We start from the raw sequence: 20,427 nt of genomic DNA on the forward strand, positions 1-20,427 counted from the left end.
CTGGGCAGTGGATGGGAATCGCTGATCAAAACCCATCTCTGTCATCATTTGTTCCCGCTCGGCGCGGTCAGAGGGCCGCGAGCGTACGCCGCACCGCGATTCGGGCGGCTTCTCGACGGATCCGATCCCGATCCCCCGCGATGACGAGGGAGTCGACGCTGGTCCCCAGCGGGGTCGAGACGCCGATGTGCACCGTGCCCACCACGTGACCGTCCTGCGTCTCAGGACCCGCTACTCCGGTCGTCGCCACTCCGACGTCGGCGGGCACCCCGTCGCGCCCCAGAACGTCTCGGACGCCGCGCGCCATCTGCCGGGCGACGCGAGGATGCACGGCGCCGTGCGCGTCGAGAAGCGCCGCATCGACCCCGAGAACGCTCTGTTTCACGTCAGTCGCGTACGCCACGACTCCCCCGCGTACCACACGCGACGCCCCGGGGACGTCGACGAGTGACGACACGACGAGCCCACCCGTGAGCGACTCCGCGACCGCGATGGTCCAGCCGAGCTCGGCGAGGCGCTCGAGCAGCAACGCAGCGCTTCCCCGCGGATCCGTGATCAGCGTCTCGTCGAAGTCCTCGGGGATGCCGTGGCTCATCGCGACCTCCGTGCTGTGCGCGCTGCTCGAACCTCCGTCACGACGTAGTCGATCCCGGAGGCGATCGTGAGGATCACCGCGACCGTCATCGTCACCACTCCGGCCCACCACACGGTGGAGCGCCAGGCCGCGGCATCCGAGAGGCTGGCGAAGGGAAGGAGCGCGATCGAGATCGCAACGGCCTGAGCCACGGTCTTGAGCTTGCCCATCCACGCCGCCGCGAGCACGTGGTCGCTGACGACCATGAAGCGGTAGACCGTGATTCCCACCTCGCGGACGAGGACGACGATGGTGACCCACCAGTCCAGCTCTCCGAGGATCGAGAGTCCCACGAACGCCACGCCCGTGAGCGCCTTGTCGGCGATCGGGTCGAGGAGCTTGCCGAGGTCGCTGACGATGTCGTACTTGCGGGCGATGTACCCGTCGATCCCATCCGTGGCGATCGCGACGATGAAGACGATGCCGGCCGCCCAGCGCAGCGCCCCGCCCGCCCCGCCGTCTGCGAGAAGCATCCACAGGAAGACCGGTGCGCACAGGATGCGCGCGATCGTGATCGCGTTCGGCAGCTGCGGGTGAACGGCCATCAGTCGCGGCCCGTCAGCTGCCAGGCGTCTTCCGACCCCTCATCGTCGTCGGCCACCGGAACACCCTCGAACTGGGCTTCGATCGGGTCGGATCCGTAGCGATCGTCGGATGCCGCGGGCTCGGGAGCCTCGTCGCCTCGCAGACGCGCGAGAACCGCGGGGAGCTGCTCATTCGTCACGAGAACGTCTCGGGCCTTCGATCCTTCGGACGGCCCGACGATCTCGCGCGATTCGAGAAGGTCCATCAGCCGGCCCGCTTTCGCGAATCCGACGCGGAGCTTTCGCTGGAGCATCGACGTCGAGCCGAACTGGGTCGAGACGACAAGCTCGGCCGCCGCGAGCAGGAGTTCGAGGTCGTCGCCGATGTCGGCATCGATCTCCTTCTTCTCGGCCGCAGCCTGGACATCGGAGCGATACTCCGGGCGCGCCTGCTGGGTGACGTGAGCGACGACCTTCTCGATCTCCTGTTCACTGACCCATGCCCCCTGCACGCGCAGCGCCTTCGACGCCCCCATCGGTAGGAAGAGCCCGTCGCCCTGGCCGATGAGACGATCCGCGCCGGGCTGATCGAGGATGACGCGGGAGTCGGTGACGCTGGTCACCGCGAACGCGAGTCGCGAGGGGACGTTGGCCTTGATCAGACCCGTCACGACGTCGACGGAAGGACGCTGGGTCGCCAGGACGAGGTGGATGCCACTGGCTCGGGCGAGCTGAGTGATGCGGACGATCGAATCCTCGACGTCGCGCGGCGCGACCATCATGAGGTCCGCGAGCTCGTCGACGACGACCAGCAGGTAGGGGTAGGGCTTGAGAACGCGCTCGCTCCCCGCGGGCAGCTGGATCTCGCCGGCGACGACCGCCTTGTTGAAGTCGTCGATGTGGCGGAATCCGAACGACGCGAGGTCGTCGTACCGCATGTCCATCTCTTTCACGACCCATTGGAGAGCCTCGGCGGCCTTCTTGGGGTTCGTGATGATCGGGGTGATGAGGTGCGGAACACCGGCATAGGAGGTGAGCTCCACGCGCTTCGGGTCGATGAGCACCATGCGCACGTCCGACGGCTTCGCCCGCATGAGCAGGCTCGTGATCATCGAGTTGACGAAGCTCGACTTTCCCGAGCCGGTGGACCCCGCGACGAGAAGGTGGGGCATCTTCGCGAGGTTCGCGACGACGAAGCCACCACCGACGTCCTTGCCGACGCCGATCGTCATCGGGTGCGTCGACAAGGTCGCCGCATCGGAGCGCAGGATGTCGCCGAGCGTCACGATCTCGCGATCCGCGTTGGGAATCTCGACACCGATCGCGCTCTTGCCGGGGATCGGCGCGAGGATGCGCACCTCGTTGGAGGCGACCGCGTAGGCGATGTTGTTGGTCAGCGCCGTGATGCGTTCGACCTTGACACCCGGACCGACCTCGATCTCGTACTGCGTCACGGTCGGACCACGCGAGAAGCCGGTCACCCGCGCGTCGACCTTGAACTGCTCCATGACGCTCTCGATCGCCTTCACGACGGCGTCATTGGCAGCGGAACGGGCCTTGGGGGGTGTGCCCGTGGCAAGGGCGGTGACGGCAGGCAGCCGGTAGTTGGCCGACGGTGGAGCACCGGCGTTGTCGCCCCCGAGTCCCGAGATGCCGGGCATGTCGTCGTCGGGGAGATCGTCGACGGGCGAATCGTCGTGAAGACCGCGGCCACTCGCCGCCTTCGCCAGAGTGGCGGCGTCAAAGACCTCCGTCAGGGCGTCGGGGGTGGGGACAGGCGGCGACGGCGGACGTACGGGCGCGGTGACCTGCTCCGGAGCGACGACGGGCGATTCGAAGCCCCCTTGCGGCGTTCCCGGGGTGAGCAGCTCGGTGAGGTCGTCGGAGCCAAGGGACCCGTCGACGTCTTCTTCGCGACCGGACTTGTTCCGACGCCACCAGGGCAGTGACTTCTCGACCGGCTCGTCGTCGGAGTCATCAGCGGGGAGCGCCTTTGTCGTGGCCGTACCGTCGCGCGCCTCGAGTTCTGCCCGCTCTGCTCCGAACAGCCAGGCGTAAAGCTCGCCGAGGCGGCGTCCGATGCGGTTCGGCGGCGTCTTGGTCAGGATCAACACACTCAACACCGCGAGCAGCGACAGCGCGATGAATGCCCCAACTTCCGTTAGGAGCAGTGCGAGGGGTTCACCCACGATCCACCCGGCAATGCCGCCCGCGGGGCTCAGGACAGGCGGCCCGCCGTTGCTTGGCGCGGGACGCCCGCCCGCGACGTGGCAGAACCCGGCGAGAACGATGACGAAGAGCCCGAATCCTATTCCTACGCGGCCGTTGTCATGGACCGATGAGGGATGCCGAAACAGCCAGCCCGCGAGCAGCAACAACAGAACGGGAAGCACAAAAGCAACTCGTCCGAAGAGCATGCCGAAGCTGTAGGCGCTGATGAGAGCTGCCGCATCCGTACCGATGAAGAACCACTCGACCACCGCGCCGAGCGCAGCGAGCACCACCAGGAAGAACGGGAAACCGTCGCGCCGCTGATCGCGCTCGAGGTTCTCGAAGCCGAAGGCCCGGAACATCCCTCCCACGCCGTGGGCGACCGCCATCCAGGCGCGCACGACGATGGACGGCTTCTCGGGCTCATCGACATAGCGCTTTGGCGCGGGCGCCGAGCGCTTGGCCGCGGGCGCCGCGGCTTTGGATCGCGGCGTCCCCTTCGCGGGGGCGCGACCGCCGGAGGGGGACGAGGTACGAGCCATGGTTCCACGGTAGGCGGGACCACCGACATTCGGGCGTACCGACGCGGGCTTCAGCGCAGTCGCTTCACCATGACGTCACGCCCGATTCCTTTGCGCACCACGGCGAATCCCTCGGACCGATACAGCGAGACGGCGTAGTTGTCGCGCTCGACGCTGAGGCTGATACGGGCGTACCCCTGCGCCCGCGCGTGGTCGACGAGCCGCTGAAGGAGAGCGCGTCCGACCCCGTGCGCGCGCCAGACCGGCCGCACGCCGATGATGAGCTCAGGTACACCGGTTCCGACCCAGCCGAAGCCGGGCTCGTCGCGCGGCAGCATGCGGTACCACGCGGCTCCGATGGGTTCGCCTCCCGGCGATTCGGCGACGAAACCGGCGTCGCCGGGTCGCAGCCATCCCGCGATGTATCGGCGGTACTCGGCGCTGCTCAGGATCTCGTGACGCGGGCGCACCGCGCCGGCGCGCCAGGTCGCAGCCTCGACCGTCATGTCGGCGAGGAAGGCGCCGTCGGATGGGAGCGCCGCGCGGATCGGGAGAGCGGGCATGCCCGCATGATAGCGGGGAACGACGGAGCGCCACGGGCGAACCCGTGACGCTCCGGAGGGGATCAGGCCTCGATGATCAGCGGCACGATCATGGGGCGCCGACGCAACGACTGATTCACCCAACGCCCGATGGTACGGCGCACGACCTGCGACAGGGCGTGGTTGTCACGCACGCCGGACTGCGCGGCCTCGGTGAGGGCCGCCGCGATCTTGGGCTTGACGCTCTCGAAGACCGAGTCGTTCTCGGCGACGCCACGCGCGTGGATGTCGGGTCCGGACACGATCTTGCCGGTTGCCGAGTCGACGACCACGATCACCGAGATGAAGCCCTCTTCACCGAGGATGCGACGGTCCTTGAGATCGGCATCCGTGATGGCACCCACCGACGACCCGTCCACGTAGACGAAACCGATGTCGAGCTGACCGACGACCGTCGCGACGCCGTCGCGCAGGTCGACGACTGTCCCGTTCTCACCGAGGATCGTGTTCTGTTCGGGGATCCCGGTCTCCTGGGCCAGCTTCGCGTTGGCCATCAGATGCCGGTACTCGCCGTGCACGGGCAGCACGTTCTTGGGCTGGAGGATGTTGTAGCAGTACAGCAGCTCGCCCGCGGCGGCGTGACCCGACACGTGCACCTTGGCGTTGCCCTTGTGCACCACGGTCGCACCGAGCTTGGTGAGGCCGTCGATCACGCGGTAGATCGCGTTCTCGTTTCCGGGGATCTGGCTGGATGCCAGGATGATCGTGTCGCCCTCGCCCGGCTCGATCGCGTGGTCGAGGTTGGCCATGCGGCTGAGCACCGCCATCGGCTCGCCCTGCGAACCGGTCGACATGTAGACGATTCTGTCGTCGGGAAGGTCGCGAGCCTTCTTGTAGTCGATGAGCACGCCGTCGGGGACGTTCAGGTAGCCGAGATCGGCGGCGATGCCCATGTTGCGCACCATGCTGCGCCCGAGCAGCGCGACGCGACGACCGTTGGCGTGCGCGGCGTCAAGCACCTGCTGCACGCGGTGCACGTGGCTGGAGAAGCTCGCCACGACCACGCGGCGAGGCGCCTTGGCGATCACCTGGTCGAGCACGGGGCCGATGCCCCGCTCCGTCGGGGTGAAGCCGGGCACGTCGGCGTTCGTGGAGTCGACCAGGAAGAGATCGACGCCCTCTTCGCCGAGGCGGGCAAACGCGCGCAGGTCGGTGATGCGGCCGTCGAGCGGCAGCTGGTCCATCTTGAAGTCGCCGGTGGCCAGCGCGAGGCCCGCGGGCGTGCGGATCGCGACGGCCAAGGCATCCGGGATCGAGTGGTTCACCGCGATGAACTCGAGGTCGAAGGGACCCACCTGTTCGCGCTGGCCCTCCTCCACCGTCAGCGTGAACGGCCGGATGCGGTGCTCCTTGAGCTTCGCCTCGATCAGGGCGAGCGTGAGTCCCGAGCCGATGAGGGGGATGTCGGCCTTCAACTTCAGCAGGTACGGGACCGCGCCGATGTGGTCTTCGTGGCCGTGCGTGAGCACGACGCCGACGATGTCGTCGAGTCGGTGCTTGATGGGCTCGAAGTCCGGCAGGATCAGGTCGACGCCGGGCTGGTGCTCCTCGGGGAACAGCACGCCGCAGTCCACGACGAGGAGTTTGCCCTCGTACTCGAACACCGTCATGTTGCGTCCGACCTCGCCGAGTCCGCCGAGCGGGAAGACGCGGAGTGTGCCGGGGGCGAGCTCCGGCGGATCGTAAACGGTCGTGGGCATATGTGCCTCCTCGGATGCCACCGCGTGGCATCCCTCTTCTTTTCGGATGCCGGCCGGCGGCATCCTTCTTGTCACGTCCCCAGCCGCGGATCGGCGGACGCCGATGTCTATCGCGTCGTGCCGTGCACCTTCGGCAGGGCACCGCCGGCGGCCGCGTTGCGGTCAGGGCGGAAGTTGGAGAAGTCGGCGCCGGCCACGTTCTTCACGAGGGCCAGTTCGTCTTCGATGACGGCGGCTTCCCACTCTTCGGGGCCGACGAGGGGAAGGCGCACGCGCGGGCTGCCGATGCGGCCGAGGCCGTGCAGGATGTACTTCGCCGCGACCGTGCCGGGAACGTGCGTCATCACGGCGCGGACGAGCGGTTCGAGGCTCTGGTGCGCGGCGGTGGCCGACGCGAGATCGCCCGCGTTCACGGCATCCACGATCGTCCGGTAGGGCGTGGCGGTGATGTTCGCCGTCACACCGATGAGGCCGCTCGCACCGATCGAGAGGTGCGGGAGCACGTTCGCGTCGTCGCCGGAGAAGTACATGAGGTCGGTCTGGTTCAGGACCCGGCTGACCTCGCTGAAGTCGCCCTTGGCGTCTTTGATGGCGAGGATGTTCGGGTGCTTGGCGAGACGGAGGATCGTCTCGTACTTGATGGGCACACCCGTGCGGCCGGGGATGTCGTAGAGGATGACCGGCAGATCGGTCGCGTCGGCGACGAGGCGGAAGTGCGTCAGGATGCCGGCCTGCGTGGGCTTGTTGTAGTACGGCGTGACGATCATGATGCCGTCGGCGCCGGCCTTCTCGCTCGCTTTGTAGAGCTCGATCGCGTGCGCGGTCTCGTTCGAGCCGCCGCCCGTGATGATCTTGGCGCGTCCGGCCGAGACGCTCTTGCCGACCTCCACCAGACGCAGCTTCTCGGGGTCGGTGAGGGTCGAGGTCTCACCCGTGGTGCCGGTGACGACGATGCCGTCGGCTCCCGCGCTGATGACGTCGTCGATGTGCTTCTCGGTGGCGGGCCAATCGACTTCGCCGTCGGCGGTCATCGGGGTGATGAGCGCGACGAGCACCTGACCGAAGGGATTGCCGGAGTGCGTCATGCTCCCAGGGTATCGGTTCGACGGGGTCCACCTCGTGGCACTGGTGAACAATACGTGACGGCCCCGGAGCCTAGGGTGGCGGAATGAGCTGGACCACCCGCGCGACCCGCACCGTCTACGAGAACCCCTGGATCCACGTGCGCGAGGACCAGGTCACCGGCCCGCACGGCGACGGCATCTACGGCGTCGTCCGGATGCAGCACCCCGCCGTCTTCGTCATCGCGCTCGACGACGAGGAACGCGTCTGCCTGGTGGAGCTCGAGCGCTACACGACGGGCCGTTCGATCGAGGTCCCGGCGGGAGGGTCCGACGGAGAGGATCCCCTCGTCGCCGCTCAGCGCGAGCTGCTCGAAGAGACCGGGGTCGTGGCATCCGACTGGCAGCACCTGGGGCGGATGAACGCGCTCAACGGCATCGCGGACGCGCCCGAGCACGTCTACCTCGCGCGGGGGCTCTCGATGACGGATGCCGCTGCCTCGCAGCACGAGGAAGGCATCGACGCGGTGCGATGGGTTCCTTTCGCGGAGGCGCTGACGCTCGTCGCCGACGGCGAGATCACCGACGGCGAGACCATCGCGGCGCTCGCTTTCGCCGGAATCCGGCTGGGGCGATTCCGCTAGCGGTACTCAGCGGCCTCGCGCCGCCGCGCGCACGACCACCGAATCGGGCAGCAGTCGTGACGCCGCGACGATGACTTTGTAGCGCCAGGAGGGAATCGACACCGCGCCACCGCGGGCCGCGTCTCGCAAGCCCTCGCGCACGACCGTCTCGGCATCGAGCCAGAGGCCGGGGGCGACCCCTTCCTGTCCCGGCGGTAGGCCGAGTCGCTCGTGGAAGTTCGTGTGGACGAAGCCCGGGCACACGGCGGTGACCGTGACGCCCCGCGGTCCGTACACGACGTTCGCCCACCGGCTGAACGAGATGAGCCACCCCTTCACCGCGCCGTAGGTTCCGCGCGGTACGAAACCGGCGACCGACGCGACGTTGACGATACGCCCGCTCCCCCGCGCCAGCATGGGGCCGAGAGCTGCGTGCGTGAGACGCAGCGCAGCCTCGACGTGAAGCCGCAGATGTCGCACCTCGTCATCGACGGGGTTCTTCTCGAAGGCGAGGTCGAGGCCGAAACCCGCGTTGTTGACGAGCACGTCGACGCCGTCGGCCAGGCGGTCCTCGACGGCGGCGAGCGCGTCGGCCTCGAGGAGGTCCGCGACGAGAACCTCGACGCGGACGTCGAGACGGCCCCTGATCTCGGCCGAGAGCCCCTCCAGAGCCGTCCGGTCACGCGCCACGAGAACCAGGTCCGCTCCGCGCCCCGCGAGCTGGCGGGCGAACTCCGCCCCGAGTCCGGAGCTTGCTCCCGTGATGAGGGCGGTGGGCATGTCAGGCCTCCGGTCGACGATACGTCTCGAAGCGGTACCGGATGCCGCCCTTCGAGAGGTGCCATCCGTCTTCGGGGTCGGCGGCGTCGCGACGCCAGCCATCGATCGACGGCGCGAAGGTGTCACCGTCGACGGAGACGTCGAGACGGGTCACCTCGACGACGTCAGCGCGATCGATGGCCTCGGCGTAGAGCCGCCCGCCGCCGATCACCCAGACCTCGTCGCTCCCGGCGAGGGCGAGCGCCTCGTCGAGGGAGGCGGCCTTCTCGGCCCCTCCGCCCCAGGTGTCGGATCGCGTCACGACGATGTTGCGTCGCCCGGGCAGAGGGCGGAAGCGCGGTGGGAGCGACTCCCACGTGCGCCGCCCCATGATGACGTCGGACGACCCGGTCACGGCGCGGAAGTGCGCGAGGTCTTCGGGAACGTGCCAGGGCATTCCGCCGTCGGCACCGATGACACCGCCGTGGGCCTCGGCCCAGACGAGCCCAACGGAGGTCATACCGCGACGGCCCCGCGGATGGCCGGGTGGTGCTGGTAGTCGTCGACGACGATGTCGTCGTAGGTGTAGTCGAAAACCGACTCGGGGGTCCGGGCGAAGCGCAGCGTCGGGTACGGGTACGGCTCGCGCGTGAGCTGCTCCCGCACCTGCTCCCGATGGTTGTCGTACACGTGGCAATCGCCGCCGGTCCAGACGAACTCCCCGGGCTCGAGACCGGTCTGCTGCGCGACCATCAGCGTCAGGAGCGCGTAGGAGGCGATGTTGAAGGGGACGCCGAGGAACATGTCGGCGCTGCGCTGGTAGAGCTGGCACGACAGCTTGCCGTCGGCGACATAGAACTGGAAGAGCGCGTGGCACGGGGCGAGCGCCATCTCGGGGATGTCGGCGGGGTTCCACGCCGAGACGATCAGGCGCCGCGAGTCGGGATCACGACGGATCTGCTCGATCACCTGGGCGATCTGGTCGATCGTCCCCCCGTCGGCCGTCGGCCAGGAACGCCACTGCACCCCGTAGACCGGTCCGAGCTCGCCGTCGGCGTCGGCCCACTCGTCCCAGATGGTGACGCCGTTGTCCTTCAGCCACCCGACATTGGATTCTCCGCGCAGGAACCACAGCAGCTCGTACACGATCGACTTGAGGTGGACGCGCTTGGTCGTGATGAGGGGGAAGCCCTCGGCGAGGTCGAAGCGGATCTGTCGACCGAAGACGCTCGTGGTGCCGGTGCCGGTGCGATCCGACTTGTGCGTGCCCGTCTCGAGCACGTCGCGCAGCAGGTCTTCGTACGGGGTGGGGATGTCGGCGGTCACGGCCCTCACGATACCCGCGATGCGTTCCCCACCGGCATCCAGGGAGCGGTCGCGTGGACGGTTCGCGGTCCGGTTCGGCTGGGGAGGAGAGGTGGCGGCGTCACGTTCCGACTCATCGGCCCCGACGTCGGATACGGCGGCTAGCGTTGTCGACCGTGGACCTCGCTCTCGCACTCGTGATCGTCGCCGCTCTGCTCGCGGCCACCGTCGTGCTGGGCCTGGTGTGGCGTCGTGGACAGGGGCGAGCGCGCTCGGTCGACTCGGGCGAAACGATCGACCCTCGCGTGCTCGAGGCGGGCCCCCTCGGTGAGGCGGCCACCCTGGTGCAGTTCAGCACCGAGATGTGCACGCGCTGCCCCGGTGTGCACCGCATGCTCTCCGCCGTGGCGGACGATCGCTCGGGAGTGCGCCACATCGACGTCGATCTGACCCACCGCCCGGATCTCGCGAAGCGATTCCGCGTCCTGCAGACACCGACGACCCTCCTCGTCGACGCGTCGGGGCAGACCGTCCGTCGTTTCGGGGGTCCGCCGGCACGCGCCGACGTCGAACGCGAACTCGACCTCCTCACGAAAGAGAACGCCCATGGCTGAACCCGCCCGCATCGATGCCCGCGGACCGCGCTTCGCGGCATCCATCACCGCCGTGCTCCTCCTCGTCGGCACGCTGCTGAGTCTGCTCGGCGTCTCGACGGGGCCCGAGGCGACCCTGGACCGCGCGACCGATCCGGGCTTCCTGGTGATCCTCGTCGTCGCGCTCCTCTTCGTCTGGGGCGTGGCCTCCCCGCGGACCGCTCCCTGGGGCGTCCTCTACCGCAAGGTCGTTCAGCCGCGACTCGCGCCGCCCACCGAGTTCGAAGACCCGCGACCACCGCGCTTCGCCCAGGGCGTCGGACTCTTCGTCACGGCGGTCGGACTGATCCTCCACCTCGCGGGCGTGCCGTGGGCGCTCCCCATCGCCGCCGCCATGGCGTTCGTCGCCGCGTTCCTCAACGCCGTCTTCGGACTGTGCCTCGGATGCCAGCTCTACCTCGTGCTGCAGCGGGCGGGGATCGTGGGGCGTCGGGGTCCGGCATCCGCGTGATCGGTTCGCTAGGGATGGGCTGTCAAGACCTGAACGGTGTCGGTCGCCCTCGTTAGGCTGGCCGCGTCGCGGTCACCCGGACCGCGGACACCACGTCGCGGTCGCGAACCGCGCAGACACCACGGAGGTTCCCATGGCCGTCACGAGCGAAGCCGCCACCGCCTGGAAGGGCAGCCTGTTCGAGGGATCGGGTGAGGTCACGTTCACCTCCTCGGGCATCGGCACGTTCGACGTCAACTGGAAGGCGCGCAGCGAGGGTTCGAACTCGGTCACCACGCCCGAGGAACTCCTCGCCGGAGCGCACTCCGCGTGCTTCAGCATGGCGCTGTCGAACGCGCTGGCCGAGAACGGCACCCCGCCCGAGTCGGTCGACGCGACCGCGTCCGTCACCTTCAAGCCCGGCACCGGCATCACCGGCAGCCACCTGAATGTCAACGCCGTCGTCCCCGGCCTCGACGCCGCGACGTTCGAGAAGATCGCCAACGACGCCAAGGCGAACTGCCCCGTGTCGCAGGCGCTCGCCGGCATCGACATCACCCTCGAGGCGACGCTTGCCTGAGACTCCGGCCCGACGCGTCGTCCTCGCCGGCGCGTCGGGCCTCATCGGCAAAGCTCTCGCGGACTCGCTCCGCGCTGACGGCGTCGAGGTGACCTCACTCGTTCGGCACGAGCCCCGCGCCGCACACGAGGTGCAGTGGTTGCAGGATCCCGCTCCCCTGGACCCCGATGTCCTCGCCGGAGCCGACGCCGTGGTCTGCCTCAACGGCGCCTCGATCGGTCATTTCCCCTGGACGCCGTCCTACAAGAGCACGCTGCTGTGGTCGCGCATCACCCCGACGCGCACCCTCGCCACCGCGATCCGCGCGCTCGGCGAAGACGCTCCCGCCCTCATCAACGCCAGTGCGACGGGCTTCTACGGATCGCAGCCCGGAGCGCTTCTCACCGAGGACTCCCCGCACGGAGAGGGCTTCCTCGTCGACATCTGCATCGACTGGGAGGCCGCTGCGCGCGACGCCGGCAGCCGCGCACGCGTCGCCCTGCTCCGCACGGCTCCGATCGTCCATGAGCAGGGTGTCCTCAAGCCGTTGCTGCTTCTGACGAAGCTCGGCGCGGCGGGTCCCATCGGCCGTGGAACGCAGGTGTGGCCCTGGATCACGCTCGACGACGAGGTACGCGCCATCCGACACGTCATCGACTCCGACATCGACGGACCGGTCAATCTCACGGGACCGACGCGGGCGACGGCGAACGACCTGGGCTTCGCCCTCGCTCGCCGTATGAACCGCCCCTACGTGCTGCGCGCCCCGATCTGGGGCGTCAGGCTCGCGCTGGGCTCGGATGCGACGGAGGCGCTGCTCCTGACCGACGCCGACGTGCGGCCTCGAGTCCTCGAGGACAGCGGCTTCGCCTTCACGCACCGCACGGTCGAAGAGGCTGTGGCCTCCGCCGTTCCGGCACCGAACTGATCGACGCGCCTCAGACCGCGCGGCGCTCCGCGCTCTCGAGCCGGATCGCCGTGCGGATCGCCTCACGGGCCCGACGACGGTCACCCGCGGCGTCGTAGGCGAGGCCGAGACGGTATCGCGCTCGCCAGTCATCGGGATGCGCTTCCACATCGGCGCGATACCGCGGGAAGAGCGCGTCGCCGTCTTCGCGCTCGATGCGCCCGCTGGGGCGGACCGGAAGGTCTTCGTCGGGGAGCCCGCCCTCGGCATCCAACCGCTCCCCCAGCCGTTGCGCCCGCACACCGAACCACAGCTCACGGCCGATGGCCCACAGGGCGAGGAGCGGCAGCACGATCAGAGCCACGCCCATCGTCACGCCGATCGGCTCTCCGCTTGCCAGCAGGACGATCGCGCGCTGCCCCGCGAGGAAGACGTAGAGCAGGAGCAACACCGTCATCAGAGCGACGGCGAGGCGGACTCTCATGCGCTCGTCGCGCCCGCCACCTGGCCCGAAACGTCGCCGTCGGCGATGGGCGCCTCGGCAGGAACCGGTCGCGTGCGCACGCCGATGTCGATGAAGCTGTCGAGACCGATCACGACGCCCGTCGCCTCACGGGCGGCCGCGAGCGCGATTCGGATCCCCGGGGCATAGGCGGTTGCCGGGTCGATCGTGTCGTGCACGATCGTGAGCGACTCACCGGGGCCGGACAGCACCGTCTCTTGACGGGCGATCACTCCCGGGCGACGCAGCGAGTGGATGGGCACGGATGCCACCCGCTGACCGCGAGCACGCTGGTCGACGTGCGGGGACTCGACGGGGCCGACCTCGGCGCGGGCGGCGGCGATGAGCTCGGCCGTGCGCACCGCGGTGCCGCTGGGGGAATCCACCTTCGTCTCGCGGTGGGCCTCGATGATCTCGATCGAGGGGAAGAACGGCGCAGCGGCAGCGGCCAACGCTGTTCCGATGACCGAACCTAGCGAGAAGTTGGGAATGAAGACGGCCCCGGTGCCACTGGCATCCACGAGAGGCCGGACGAGGGCGATGCGCTCGTTCGACCAGCCCGAGGTGCCCACGAGCACGTTGATGCCCCGCTCGATCGCCGCGCGGACGATGTCGATCGACACCGCGGGGGTCGACGCGTCGATGACGAGGTCGGCTCCGTCGAGCTCGCTCATGTCGGACTTCGACGTGAGTACCGCCGACACCTCGTACCCGTCCTCGGCGTCCACGACCTCGCGGATCACCCCGCCCAGCTTGCCGGTTCCGCCCACGATGGCCACGCGCGTCGTCATGGTTCCACCCTAGGCGGCGCGGCGAACCAGGTCGCCACGTTGTCCACAGGCGCGCCGCGCGCTCAGGTGCTCGATACCCACACTCGTGGCGCCCGGTAGCTCAAGCGCTTACCCGAGGGCCGTGGTCCCACGCCCGGGTCACGGCATGATGGCGGAGTGAGCGACACCGACCGCACCCGACGTTTCTATGACGTCGTCGCCGACAGCTACGCCGACCTTCTGCCCGACACCCGCGCGGAAGCACCCCTCGATCTCGGAATGATCGCCCAGTTCATCGCCGACCTCCCGACCGGTGAGAAAGTCGTCGTGGACGCGGGGTGCGGGACCGGGCGCATGCTTACCCACCTCGGGGCGCTCGGTGTGGCGCCGGTGGCGGGCGTCGACCTCTCCCCCGCCATGGTGTCGCACGCGCGCGCGGCACACCCCGCCGTGCCGATCGAGGTCGCCGAGCTGACGGCTCTGCCGTTTCCGGATGCCGGTGTCCGCGGCATCCTGTGCTGGTACGCCATCATCCACAGCGACGCCGACGATGTCGCGAGGATCTTCCGGGAGGCCCGTCGCGTGCTGGGTCCGGGCGGTGTCCTTCTCGTCGGCTTCCAGTCCGGCACCGGGGAACGACGGGTCGAGCGCGCATACGGCCACGACGTCGCGCTGACCGCGATCCTGCACGAGCCGACGGCGATCGCCGACGCCCTGACGGCGGCGGGATTCGAGGTCACCGCGGTGGCCGAACGCGCGGCGAGAGGCAGCGAGAAGCACGCACAGGGCCTCGTCCTCGCGCGGCGCCGCTGAGGTCGCGGGCAGACCGGGAGCCGGGCAGACCGGGAGCCGGTCAGACCGGGAGCGGGTCGACGAGCCCGGTGCGAAGCTCGACCGGCAGGTGCGCGAGGTCGTTGTGCGAGAGGAGCGTCCACGGGCGACCCTTCTTCTGCGCGATCACCGTGAGGCCGCAGTTCGCCTGATTGATGGTCATCCATCGCCAGTCGGGCGCCTGCAGCACCTCGCGCACGAACCACGAGATAACGAAATTGTGCGTGATGAGCAGCTCGTGTACCTCGCCGGTCCTGCGGGCCAGGAACTCGGCCGTGGCATCCGCCATCTGCGCGCGACCGGCCTCGATCTCGGCCTCGGTGACGGAACCGAAGAACGGCTCGTAAGCGGCCGGGGTCTCGGGCGTCATGCCCGTGGGCACGCAGTCGAACAGCAGAGCCGACGGCTCGGGCGAGACGGACGGAAGACGTTCGGCCACGGCGTGCGCGGTCTGCGCGGCGCGCTCCAGGGGCGAGTGCCACACGGCGTCGAGAGGAAGCCCCGACAGTCGATCCGCGATCAGAGCAGCCTGGCGCTGACCGCGCGGAGACAGGGGTCCGTCGGCGAGGCCGTGCTCGGCATCCTGATGCTCGCCGTGGCGCACCAGGTAGATGTAGTGCGTCACTCAGCTCACCTCGTCGTCAGTCCCACGGCCCCCCGCCGCACACCTCCCACCCTACGTCACGCTCGGAAGAGGCGCCCGGTCGGGCGCCCGTCACTCGGCGGCGCGGGCGATGTCGGACAGCTGCGCGCGGCTGAGGCGCACGCCCACCGCGCGCATGCATTCCACGACGTGGCGTGGCGCGAAGGCGTTCACGATCGGGGCGACGACGATCTTCTGCGCGAGGAGCCAGGCGAGGGCCACCGCCGCGTCCGGGATACCGAGCTCTGTGCCCACGGCATCCAGGGCTCGAAGCACTTTCGAGCCTCGGCGGTTGAGGTGCATCGCGAGCTGGGACCCGCGGACCGACCGTGACTGCTGGTCGCGCGTGCGGGTCTCTCCCGCGAGGAAGCCGTGCGCGAGGGGGTGAGAGGGGGTGACCGCGATGCCCTGCGCCGCGGCGATGAGCCGGAGATCACCGTCGAACTCGTCGCGGCGCAGCACGTTGTACGGCACGTCGAGGACCGTGATGCGGGGATACCCGGCCGACGAGAGGATGCGGGCCTCGACGAGCTGCGCGGCCGTGTAGCCGTGCGCGCCGATCGCGCGCACCTTTCCGGATTCGACCAACCACTCACTCGTGGCGAGGGTGTCCTCCAGCATCGCGGCGTCGCCACGGGCGGCGTCGAGAGAGAGCACGTCGATGCGGTCGGTGCCGAGTCGCTGCAGCGAGCCTTCGACGGCTCGCACGAGGTTGACCGAGTCCAGCCCGGGATTGTCGGGGTGGCGGCCGACGCGCACCGAGAGCACGACGTCGTCGCGCATGCGACGGGTCCGCATCCACTCACCGATGATGAACTCGCTCCGCCCGGCCGCGTAGCTGTCGGCCGTATGCAGAGCGTTTCCGCCCAATTCGGCATACGCGTCGAGGATGTCGTGGCTCGATCGCGCGTCGACGTTCCACCCGAACTCGCCGCCACCGAGGAACAGCGGGAACACGTCGAAGCCGGTCTCGCCGAGAGGAACGCGCACGTGTGAGCCGAGGCCCGGGCCCTGCAGGGTGACCGGAGCGGAGGGGTGCGGCGGCCTGTCGCGCCGAAGGCGCGCGGACGGGACGTTCTCTACGCCCGAGCCGCTCATGATGGGGTCCCCCTCGAAGCGTCGGGGGATCGCCGTACGACGGCGTCCACGCCCCCCGACGCGTACTTCGAGGGTAGAGCCTCACCAGGAAGAGGCCGCGTATTCACCCGCCGCTCCGATAAACATTGAATAACGCTTCGCCTCGAACGCACGGATGCCCGCCCCGCATGACGCGGGACGGGCATCCTTCAGAGGAGTCGATCAGCCTTCGGCGGGAGCCTCGGGGCCCTCGCTCGCGGCGGCCGAGCTCTGCGTGTCGGCGGGCTCGGGCGTGGTGGCTTCCTCGTCGAGCACGGGCTCGAGCGAGAGCTTGCCGCGGTCGTCGATCTTCGTGATGCGCACGAGGATCTTGCGACCGACCGAGAGCACGTCTTCAACGTTCTCGACGCGCTTGCCGCCGGCGAGCTTCCGGACCTCGCTGACGTGCAGCAGGCCGTCCTTGCCGGGGAGAAGCGAGACGAACGCGCCGAAGGTCGCGATCTTGACGACGGTTCCGAGGAACTGCTCGCCCACCTCGGGGTTGGTCGGGTTGGCGATCGCGTTCACCTGGGCGCGGGCGGCCTCGGCCGAGGGGCCGTCGGTCGCGCCGATGTAGACGGTGCCGTCGTCCTCGATCGAGATCTGGGCACCGGTCTCGTCCTGGATGGAGTTGATCGTCTTGCCCTTGGGCCCGATGAGCTCACCGATCTTGTCGACCGGGATCTGGACGCTGATGACGCGCGGCGCGGTGGGCGCCATCTCGTCGGGAGCGTCGATCGCGGCGTTCAGGACGTTGAGGATCGTCAGACGAGCCTCCTTCGCCTGGGTCAGCGCGGCCGCGAGTACCGACGACGGGATGCCGTCGAGCTTGGTGTCGAGCTGGATCGCCGTGATGAACTCGCTGGTACCGGCGACCTTGAAGTCCATGTCACCGAGGGCGTCTTCGGCACCGAGGATGTCGGTCAGCGCGGCGTAGCGCGTCTGGCCGTCGACCTCGTCGGTGACCAGGCCCATGGCGATACCGGCGACGGGGGCGCGAAGGGGCACACCCGCGTTCAGCAGCGACAGGGTCGAGGCGCAGACCGAGCCCATCGACGTCGAGCCGTTGGAGCCGAGAGCCTCGGACACCTGACGGATCGCGTAGGGGAACTCCTCGCGGCTGGGGAGCACCGGAACGAGCGCGCGCTCGGCCAGGAAGCCGTGGCCGATCTCGCGACGCTTCGGGCTGCCGACGCGGCCGGTCTCACCGGTCGAGTAGGGCGGGAAGTTGTAGTGGTGCAGGTAGCGCTTGCTCGTGATGGGCGAGAGCGAGTCGATCTGCTGCTCCATCTTGAGCATGTTCAGCGTGGTGACACCCAGGATCTGGGTCTCGCCGCGCTGGAAGATCGCCGAGCCGTGGACGCGCGGGATGACCTGCACCTCGGCGTCGAGCGGACGGATGTCGGCGAGGCCACGGCCGTCCATGCGGACGCCCTCGGCGAGGATGCGGCCGCGCACGATCGTCTTGGTGACCGACTTGTAGGCGGCGGCGAACTCGAGCGTCGCCACGGCGGGAAGCTCGCCCGCCTCGACGGCGGCGACGAGCTGCTCCTTGACCGAGGTCTTGACCTCGTCGTCGGCGTTCTGACGCTCCTGCTTGTCGGCGATCTGGTACACCGGCACCAGCCGGTCGTAGGCGCGACCGGCGACGAAGTCGTAGGTCTCCTGGCTGTAGGCCGGGAAGACGGGGAACGACTGGATCTCCTTCGACGCGGTACGGGCGACCTCGTTCTGCGCGTCGACGAGCTGACGCAGGAACGGCTTCGCGGCCTCGAGGCCCTCGGCGACGACCTGCTCGTTCGGCTTGGTCGCGCCGCCCTTGATGAGGTTCCAGCTGCCCTCGGTGGCTTCGGCCTCCACCATCATGATGGCGACGTCGCCGTCGTCGAGCACGCGGCCCGCGACGATGAGGTCGAAGACGGCGTCCTCGAGCTGCTCGGCCTTGGGGAACGCGACCCACTGGTCGGCGTGCTCGCCGTGGCCGGGGATGAGCGCGAGACGCACACCGGCGATGGGGCCGGAGAACGGCAGACCCGAGATCTGGGTCGACATGGATGCCGCGTTGATGGCGAGGGCGTCATAGAACTCGCCCGGAGCGATCGAGAGCACGGTGACGACGATCTGGACCTCGTTGCGGAGGCCGTCGACGAACGACGGACGCAGCGGGCGGTCGATGAGGCGGCACACGAGGATGGCCTCGGTCGAGGGGCGACCCTCGCGACGGAAGAACGAGCCGGGGATCTTGCCCGCGGCGTACGACCGCTCTTCCACGTCGACGGTCAGCGGGAAGAAGTCGAAGCCTTCACGCGGGTGCTTGCCGGCGCTGGTGGCCGACAGGAGCATGGTCTCTTCGTCGAGGTAGGCGGCGACGGCGCCCTGGGCCTGCTGAGCGAGGCGACCGGTCTCGAAGCGAATGGTGCGGGTGCCGAACCGGCCGTTGTCGAGAACGGCTTCGGCGGCGGTGATTTCTGGACCTTCCAAGAGGTCCCTCCTTCTTTGTTTAGGCTCGCCGCCCCGTGTGGGCGACGAGCTGACATGCGAAGGAGCAGGAACAGGCAGAAAGGGCGCGTCGACTCATCGACCCGGAATTCCCGGCGACTGGCCACCAGTAGAAAACCACCCGGCGATCGCGACGGGGAGTCCACCACAGGGGACCAGCGTCTGCCGGCCTGCTCCGTGTGCTCATATGGAATTGAGCGGATGCCAAGACGGCACCCCGAAAGAGCCTAGCAGCGCCGCAGGACTCCGGGTGGTTCCGACACGGCGCGGCGAATACAGTGGCCTCATGGGCCTCATCCGTCGCACCAGTCACACGCTCCTCGCGTGCGCGCTGATCGGCGCGGCGATCACCCCGGTGCCGGCCTGGGCGGTCCCGCCGTCCTCCGCGCGGGTTCTGGCTGCCGCGGCCGACGACAGCGACCCCGCCGTCATCGAGGTGAAGAAAGAACTCGACGCCGCCGAGGCGTCTGCTGCCGAGGCATCCCGTCGCGCGCTGGACGCCTCTGCCGAAGCCGAGCGCACCCGCCTGCTCGCGCAGTCCACCGCCGAACGCGCCGCCGCCCTCGCGGCGCAGAGCTCGGCCGCCGACGCCGCGATGGCCACGGCCCACGCGCGTGCCGGAGCCAGCGCGTCGCGCCTGTACCGCACCACGGGGAACGGACCACTGGTCGCGCAGCTGCTCACGAGCGCGGACCCTGACTCGTTGCTGGATCGCCTGGGAATTCTCGATCGCGTCACGACGCTGACCACGCGGGACGCGGGAGAAGCGCGGAGCGCGGCCGATGTCGCCACCTCGCTGCGTGCGCAGGCAGAGGCGGCGCAGGCCGAGGCCGCGCGCCTCGCGGCGCAGTCCGCCACCGAGGCGGCAGCCGCACAGACGCAGGCCGACGCCGAGGCGCAGACGGTCACGGCGACGCAGGCACAGCTGGATGCCCTCTACGCACGACTCGCGGAGCTGCGTAGGACGACGGCCGAGCAGGAGCGCCAAGCGCGGCTGCGCGAGAAAGCCGAGCAGGACGCGCAGGAGCCCGGCGGAAACGGCGGCGGGAGCACCGGTGGCGGGAGCGGGAACGGTGGAAACACCGGGGGCGGCGGCGGTGGTGGCACCGGCGGGGGCGGCAACAACAATGGCGGCGGGAACGGCGGCGGTAGCGGAGGCAACGGAAGCGGCGGCAACACCGGCGGCGGAAGCGGCGGCAACACAGGCGGCGGAAGCGGCGGCGGCACCACTCCTCCCCCGACGGCCCCGGCCGGCCCGATCATGAGCCCCGGCCAAGCACGTGACTACGCGCGAGGAGCGATCAACGGCTACGGATGGGGAGACGACCAGTTCTCGTGCCTCGTGTCGCTGTGGAATCGCGAGTCCGGTTGGCGCGCCGACGCCCTGAATCCGTGGAGTGGTGCCTATGGCATCCCTCAGGCTCTCCCGGGCGAGAAGATGGCATCCGCGGGTCCCGATTGGCGGACGAACGCGGCGACCCAGATCGCGTGGGGTCTGTCGTACATCAGCGCTCGCTACGGGACGCCGTGCGGAGCGTGGGGGCACTCCGAGCAGACCGGCTGGTACTGAGGCCCGT

Annotated in this window: 21 protein-coding genes; 7 read left to right on the forward strand and 14 right to left on the reverse strand. The window is 69.3% G+C overall.

The window, feature by feature from the left end; genetic code table 11:
* Window positions 1-67: 67 nt before the first annotated feature.
* The 6 genes from AB0O24_RS03565 to dapA all read right to left on the reverse strand — a co-directional run bounded on the left by AB0O24_RS03565 (window position 68) and on the right by dapA (window position 7,277).
* Window positions 68-595 carry a nicotinamide-nucleotide amidohydrolase family protein gene (locus AB0O24_RS03565; RefSeq protein ID WP_275796365.1) on the reverse strand — a complete coding sequence of 176 codons (528 nt, stop codon included), beginning with the start codon at window positions 593-595 and terminating at the stop codon, window positions 68-70.
* On the reverse strand, window positions 592-1,179 hold the full coding sequence (pgsA, locus tag AB0O24_RS03570; RefSeq protein ID WP_363372613.1) for a CDP-diacylglycerol--glycerol-3-phosphate 3-phosphatidyltransferase: 588 nt from the start codon (window positions 1,177-1,179) through the stop codon (window positions 592-594). Before pgsA ends, AB0O24_RS03565 begins: the two co-directional genes overlap by 4 nt.
* Entirely contained in the window at window positions 1,179-3,911 is a 2,733-nt protein-coding gene (locus AB0O24_RS03575; RefSeq protein ID WP_363372615.1) for a DNA translocase FtsK, read from the reverse strand. The genes pgsA and AB0O24_RS03575 overlap by 1 nt, the downstream gene beginning before the upstream one ends.
* A 50-nt stretch (window positions 3,912-3,961) precedes the next feature.
* Entirely contained in the window at window positions 3,962-4,453 is a 492-nt protein-coding gene (locus AB0O24_RS03580; protein WP_275796371.1) for a GNAT family N-acetyltransferase, read from the reverse strand.
* Between the two features lie 62 nt (window positions 4,454-4,515).
* Window positions 4,516-6,192 (reverse strand): ribonuclease J, encoded by a 1,677-nt coding sequence (locus AB0O24_RS03585; RefSeq protein WP_275796373.1) that lies wholly within the window; start codon window positions 6,190-6,192, stop codon window positions 4,516-4,518.
* Between the two features lie 107 nt (window positions 6,193-6,299).
* Window positions 6,300-7,277 carry a 4-hydroxy-tetrahydrodipicolinate synthase gene (dapA, locus tag AB0O24_RS03590; protein ID WP_275796375.1) on the reverse strand — a complete coding sequence of 326 codons (978 nt, stop codon included), beginning with the start codon at window positions 7,275-7,277 and terminating at the stop codon, window positions 6,300-6,302.
* An 83-nt stretch (window positions 7,278-7,360) separates the two neighbouring features.
* Here dapA and AB0O24_RS03595 point away from each other — a divergent pair, with 83 nt between their 5' ends.
* Window positions 7,361-7,897 (forward strand): NUDIX hydrolase, encoded by a 537-nt coding sequence (locus tag AB0O24_RS03595; RefSeq protein WP_275796377.1) that lies wholly within the window; start codon window positions 7,361-7,363, stop codon window positions 7,895-7,897.
* A 6-nt stretch (window positions 7,898-7,903) separates the two neighbouring features.
* Here the strand turns inward: AB0O24_RS03595 and AB0O24_RS03600 are convergent, their stop codons facing one another.
* From AB0O24_RS03600 to AB0O24_RS03610, 3 genes are read right to left on the reverse strand one after another with little or no spacing between them, the layout of a single operon-like run.
* Complete coding sequence (locus AB0O24_RS03600) at window positions 7,904-8,656, reverse strand: SDR family NAD(P)-dependent oxidoreductase (RefSeq protein WP_275796379.1); 753 nt, start codon at window positions 8,654-8,656, stop codon at window positions 7,904-7,906.
* Window position 8,657: 1 nt separating this feature from the next.
* On the reverse strand, window positions 8,658-9,155 hold the full coding sequence (locus tag AB0O24_RS03605; RefSeq protein ID WP_363372619.1) for a dihydrofolate reductase: 498 nt from the start codon (window positions 9,153-9,155) through the stop codon (window positions 8,658-8,660).
* A complete protein-coding gene (locus AB0O24_RS03610) occupies window positions 9,152-9,961 on the reverse strand; it encodes a thymidylate synthase (protein ID WP_275796383.1) in 810 nt (269 codons plus the stop codon). Before AB0O24_RS03610 ends, AB0O24_RS03605 begins: the two co-directional genes overlap by 4 nt.
* A 155-nt stretch (window positions 9,962-10,116) precedes the next feature.
* Here AB0O24_RS03610 and AB0O24_RS03615 point away from each other — a divergent pair, with 155 nt between their 5' ends.
* From AB0O24_RS03615 to AB0O24_RS03630, 4 genes are all read left to right on the forward strand, one after another.
* Window positions 10,117-10,554 (forward strand): thioredoxin family protein, encoded by a 438-nt coding sequence (locus AB0O24_RS03615; RefSeq protein ID WP_058626618.1) that lies wholly within the window; start codon window positions 10,117-10,119, stop codon window positions 10,552-10,554.
* The gene (locus AB0O24_RS03620; protein WP_275796386.1) at window positions 10,547-11,044 is read left to right on the forward strand and encodes a DUF4395 domain-containing protein; all 498 of its coding nucleotides are present in this window, start codon (window positions 10,547-10,549) and stop codon (window positions 11,042-11,044) included. Before AB0O24_RS03615 ends, AB0O24_RS03620 begins: the two co-directional genes overlap by 8 nt.
* A 133-nt stretch (window positions 11,045-11,177) precedes the next feature.
* Window positions 11,178-11,603, forward strand: coding sequence for an OsmC family peroxiredoxin (locus AB0O24_RS03625; RefSeq protein WP_058594930.1), 426 nt, complete (start codon window positions 11,178-11,180; stop codon window positions 11,601-11,603).
* Window positions 11,596-12,510 (forward strand): TIGR01777 family oxidoreductase, encoded by a 915-nt coding sequence (locus AB0O24_RS03630; protein WP_275796388.1) that lies wholly within the window; start codon window positions 11,596-11,598, stop codon window positions 12,508-12,510. Before AB0O24_RS03625 ends, AB0O24_RS03630 begins: the two co-directional genes overlap by 8 nt.
* A 10-nt stretch (window positions 12,511-12,520) precedes the next feature.
* Here the strand turns inward: AB0O24_RS03630 and AB0O24_RS03635 are convergent, their stop codons facing one another.
* Together AB0O24_RS03635 and dapB are read right to left on the reverse strand one after the other, a co-directional pair.
* Entirely contained in the window at window positions 12,521-12,973 is a 453-nt protein-coding gene (locus AB0O24_RS03635; RefSeq protein WP_058613331.1) for a hypothetical protein, read from the reverse strand.
* The gene (gene dapB / locus AB0O24_RS03640; RefSeq protein WP_275796390.1) at window positions 12,970-13,782 is read right to left on the reverse strand and encodes a 4-hydroxy-tetrahydrodipicolinate reductase; all 813 of its coding nucleotides are present in this window, start codon (window positions 13,780-13,782) and stop codon (window positions 12,970-12,972) included. The genes AB0O24_RS03635 and dapB overlap by 4 nt, the downstream gene beginning before the upstream one ends.
* Window positions 13,783-13,938: 156 nt before the next feature.
* Here dapB and AB0O24_RS03645 point away from each other — a divergent pair, with 156 nt between their 5' ends.
* Entirely contained in the window at window positions 13,939-14,574 is a 636-nt protein-coding gene (locus tag AB0O24_RS03645; RefSeq protein ID WP_363372625.1) for a class I SAM-dependent methyltransferase, read from the forward strand.
* A gap of 40 nt (window positions 14,575-14,614) precedes the next feature.
* Here AB0O24_RS03645 and AB0O24_RS03650 read toward each other — a convergent pair whose 3' ends face one another.
* From AB0O24_RS03650 to AB0O24_RS03660, 3 genes are all read right to left on the reverse strand, one after another.
* On the reverse strand, window positions 14,615-15,217 hold the full coding sequence (locus AB0O24_RS03650; RefSeq protein ID WP_058594935.1) for a histidine phosphatase family protein: 603 nt from the start codon (window positions 15,215-15,217) through the stop codon (window positions 14,615-14,617).
* A gap of 90 nt (window positions 15,218-15,307) precedes the next feature.
* On the reverse strand, window positions 15,308-16,333 hold the full coding sequence (locus AB0O24_RS03655) for an aldo/keto reductase (RefSeq protein ID WP_275796393.1): 1,026 nt from the start codon (window positions 16,331-16,333) through the stop codon (window positions 15,308-15,310).
* Between the two features lie 201 nt (window positions 16,334-16,534).
* Window positions 16,535-18,832, reverse strand: coding sequence for a polyribonucleotide nucleotidyltransferase (locus AB0O24_RS03660; protein ID WP_275796395.1), 2,298 nt, complete (start codon window positions 18,830-18,832; stop codon window positions 16,535-16,537).
* A gap of 304 nt (window positions 18,833-19,136) precedes the next feature.
* Between AB0O24_RS03660 and AB0O24_RS03665 the strand changes: the two genes are divergently transcribed.
* On the forward strand, window positions 19,137-20,420 hold the full coding sequence (locus tag AB0O24_RS03665; protein WP_275796397.1) for a hypothetical protein: 1,284 nt from the start codon (window positions 19,137-19,139) through the stop codon (window positions 20,418-20,420).
* Window positions 20,421-20,427 lie beyond the last annotated feature (7 nt).

Source organism: Microbacterium sp. NPDC086615, assembly GCF_040686055.1.
Taxonomy (GTDB): domain Bacteria; phylum Actinomycetota; class Actinomycetes; order Actinomycetales; family Microbacteriaceae; genus Microbacterium.

Coding starts and splice junctions, on each gene's coding strand:
- AB0O24_RS03600 (WP_275796379.1), bottom strand. CDS start 8,656: ATGCCCACCGCCCTCATCACGGGAGCAAGCTCCGGACTCGGGGCGGAG.
- AB0O24_RS03625 (WP_058594930.1), top strand. CDS start 11,178: ATGGCCGTCACGAGCGAAGCCGCCACCGCCTGGAAGGGCAGCCTGTTC.
- AB0O24_RS03620 (WP_275796386.1), top strand. CDS start 10,547: ATGGCTGAACCCGCCCGCATCGATGCCCGCGGACCGCGCTTCGCGGCA.
- AB0O24_RS03565 (WP_275796365.1), bottom strand. CDS start 595: ATGAGCCACGGCATCCCCGAGGACTTCGACGAGACGCTGATCACGGAT.
- AB0O24_RS03605 (WP_363372619.1), bottom strand. CDS start 9,155: ATGACCTCCGTTGGGCTCGTCTGGGCCGAGGCCCACGGCGGTGTCATC.
- dapA (WP_275796375.1), bottom strand. CDS start 7,277: ATGACGCACTCCGGCAATCCCTTCGGTCAGGTGCTCGTCGCGCTCATC.
- AB0O24_RS03665 (WP_275796397.1), top strand. CDS start 19,137: ATGGGCCTCATCCGTCGCACCAGTCACACGCTCCTCGCGTGCGCGCTG.
- AB0O24_RS03580 (WP_275796371.1), bottom strand. CDS start 4,453: ATGCCCGCTCTCCCGATCCGCGCGGCGCTCCCATCCGACGGCGCCTTC.
- AB0O24_RS03655 (WP_275796393.1), bottom strand. CDS start 16,333: ATGAGCGGCTCGGGCGTAGAGAACGTCCCGTCCGCGCGCCTTCGGCGC.
- AB0O24_RS03595 (WP_275796377.1), top strand. CDS start 7,361: ATGAGCTGGACCACCCGCGCGACCCGCACCGTCTACGAGAACCCCTGG.
- AB0O24_RS03575 (WP_363372615.1), bottom strand. CDS start 3,911: ATGGCTCGTACCTCGTCCCCCTCCGGCGGTCGCGCCCCCGCGAAGGGG.
- pgsA (WP_363372613.1), bottom strand. CDS start 1,179: ATGGCCGTTCACCCGCAGCTGCCGAACGCGATCACGATCGCGCGCATC.
- dapB (WP_275796390.1), bottom strand. CDS start 13,782: ATGACGACGCGCGTGGCCATCGTGGGCGGAACCGGCAAGCTGGGCGGG.
- AB0O24_RS03635 (WP_058613331.1), bottom strand. CDS start 12,973: ATGAGAGTCCGCCTCGCCGTCGCTCTGATGACGGTGTTGCTCCTGCTC.
- AB0O24_RS03585 (WP_275796373.1), bottom strand. CDS start 6,192: ATGCCCACGACCGTTTACGATCCGCCGGAGCTCGCCCCCGGCACACTC.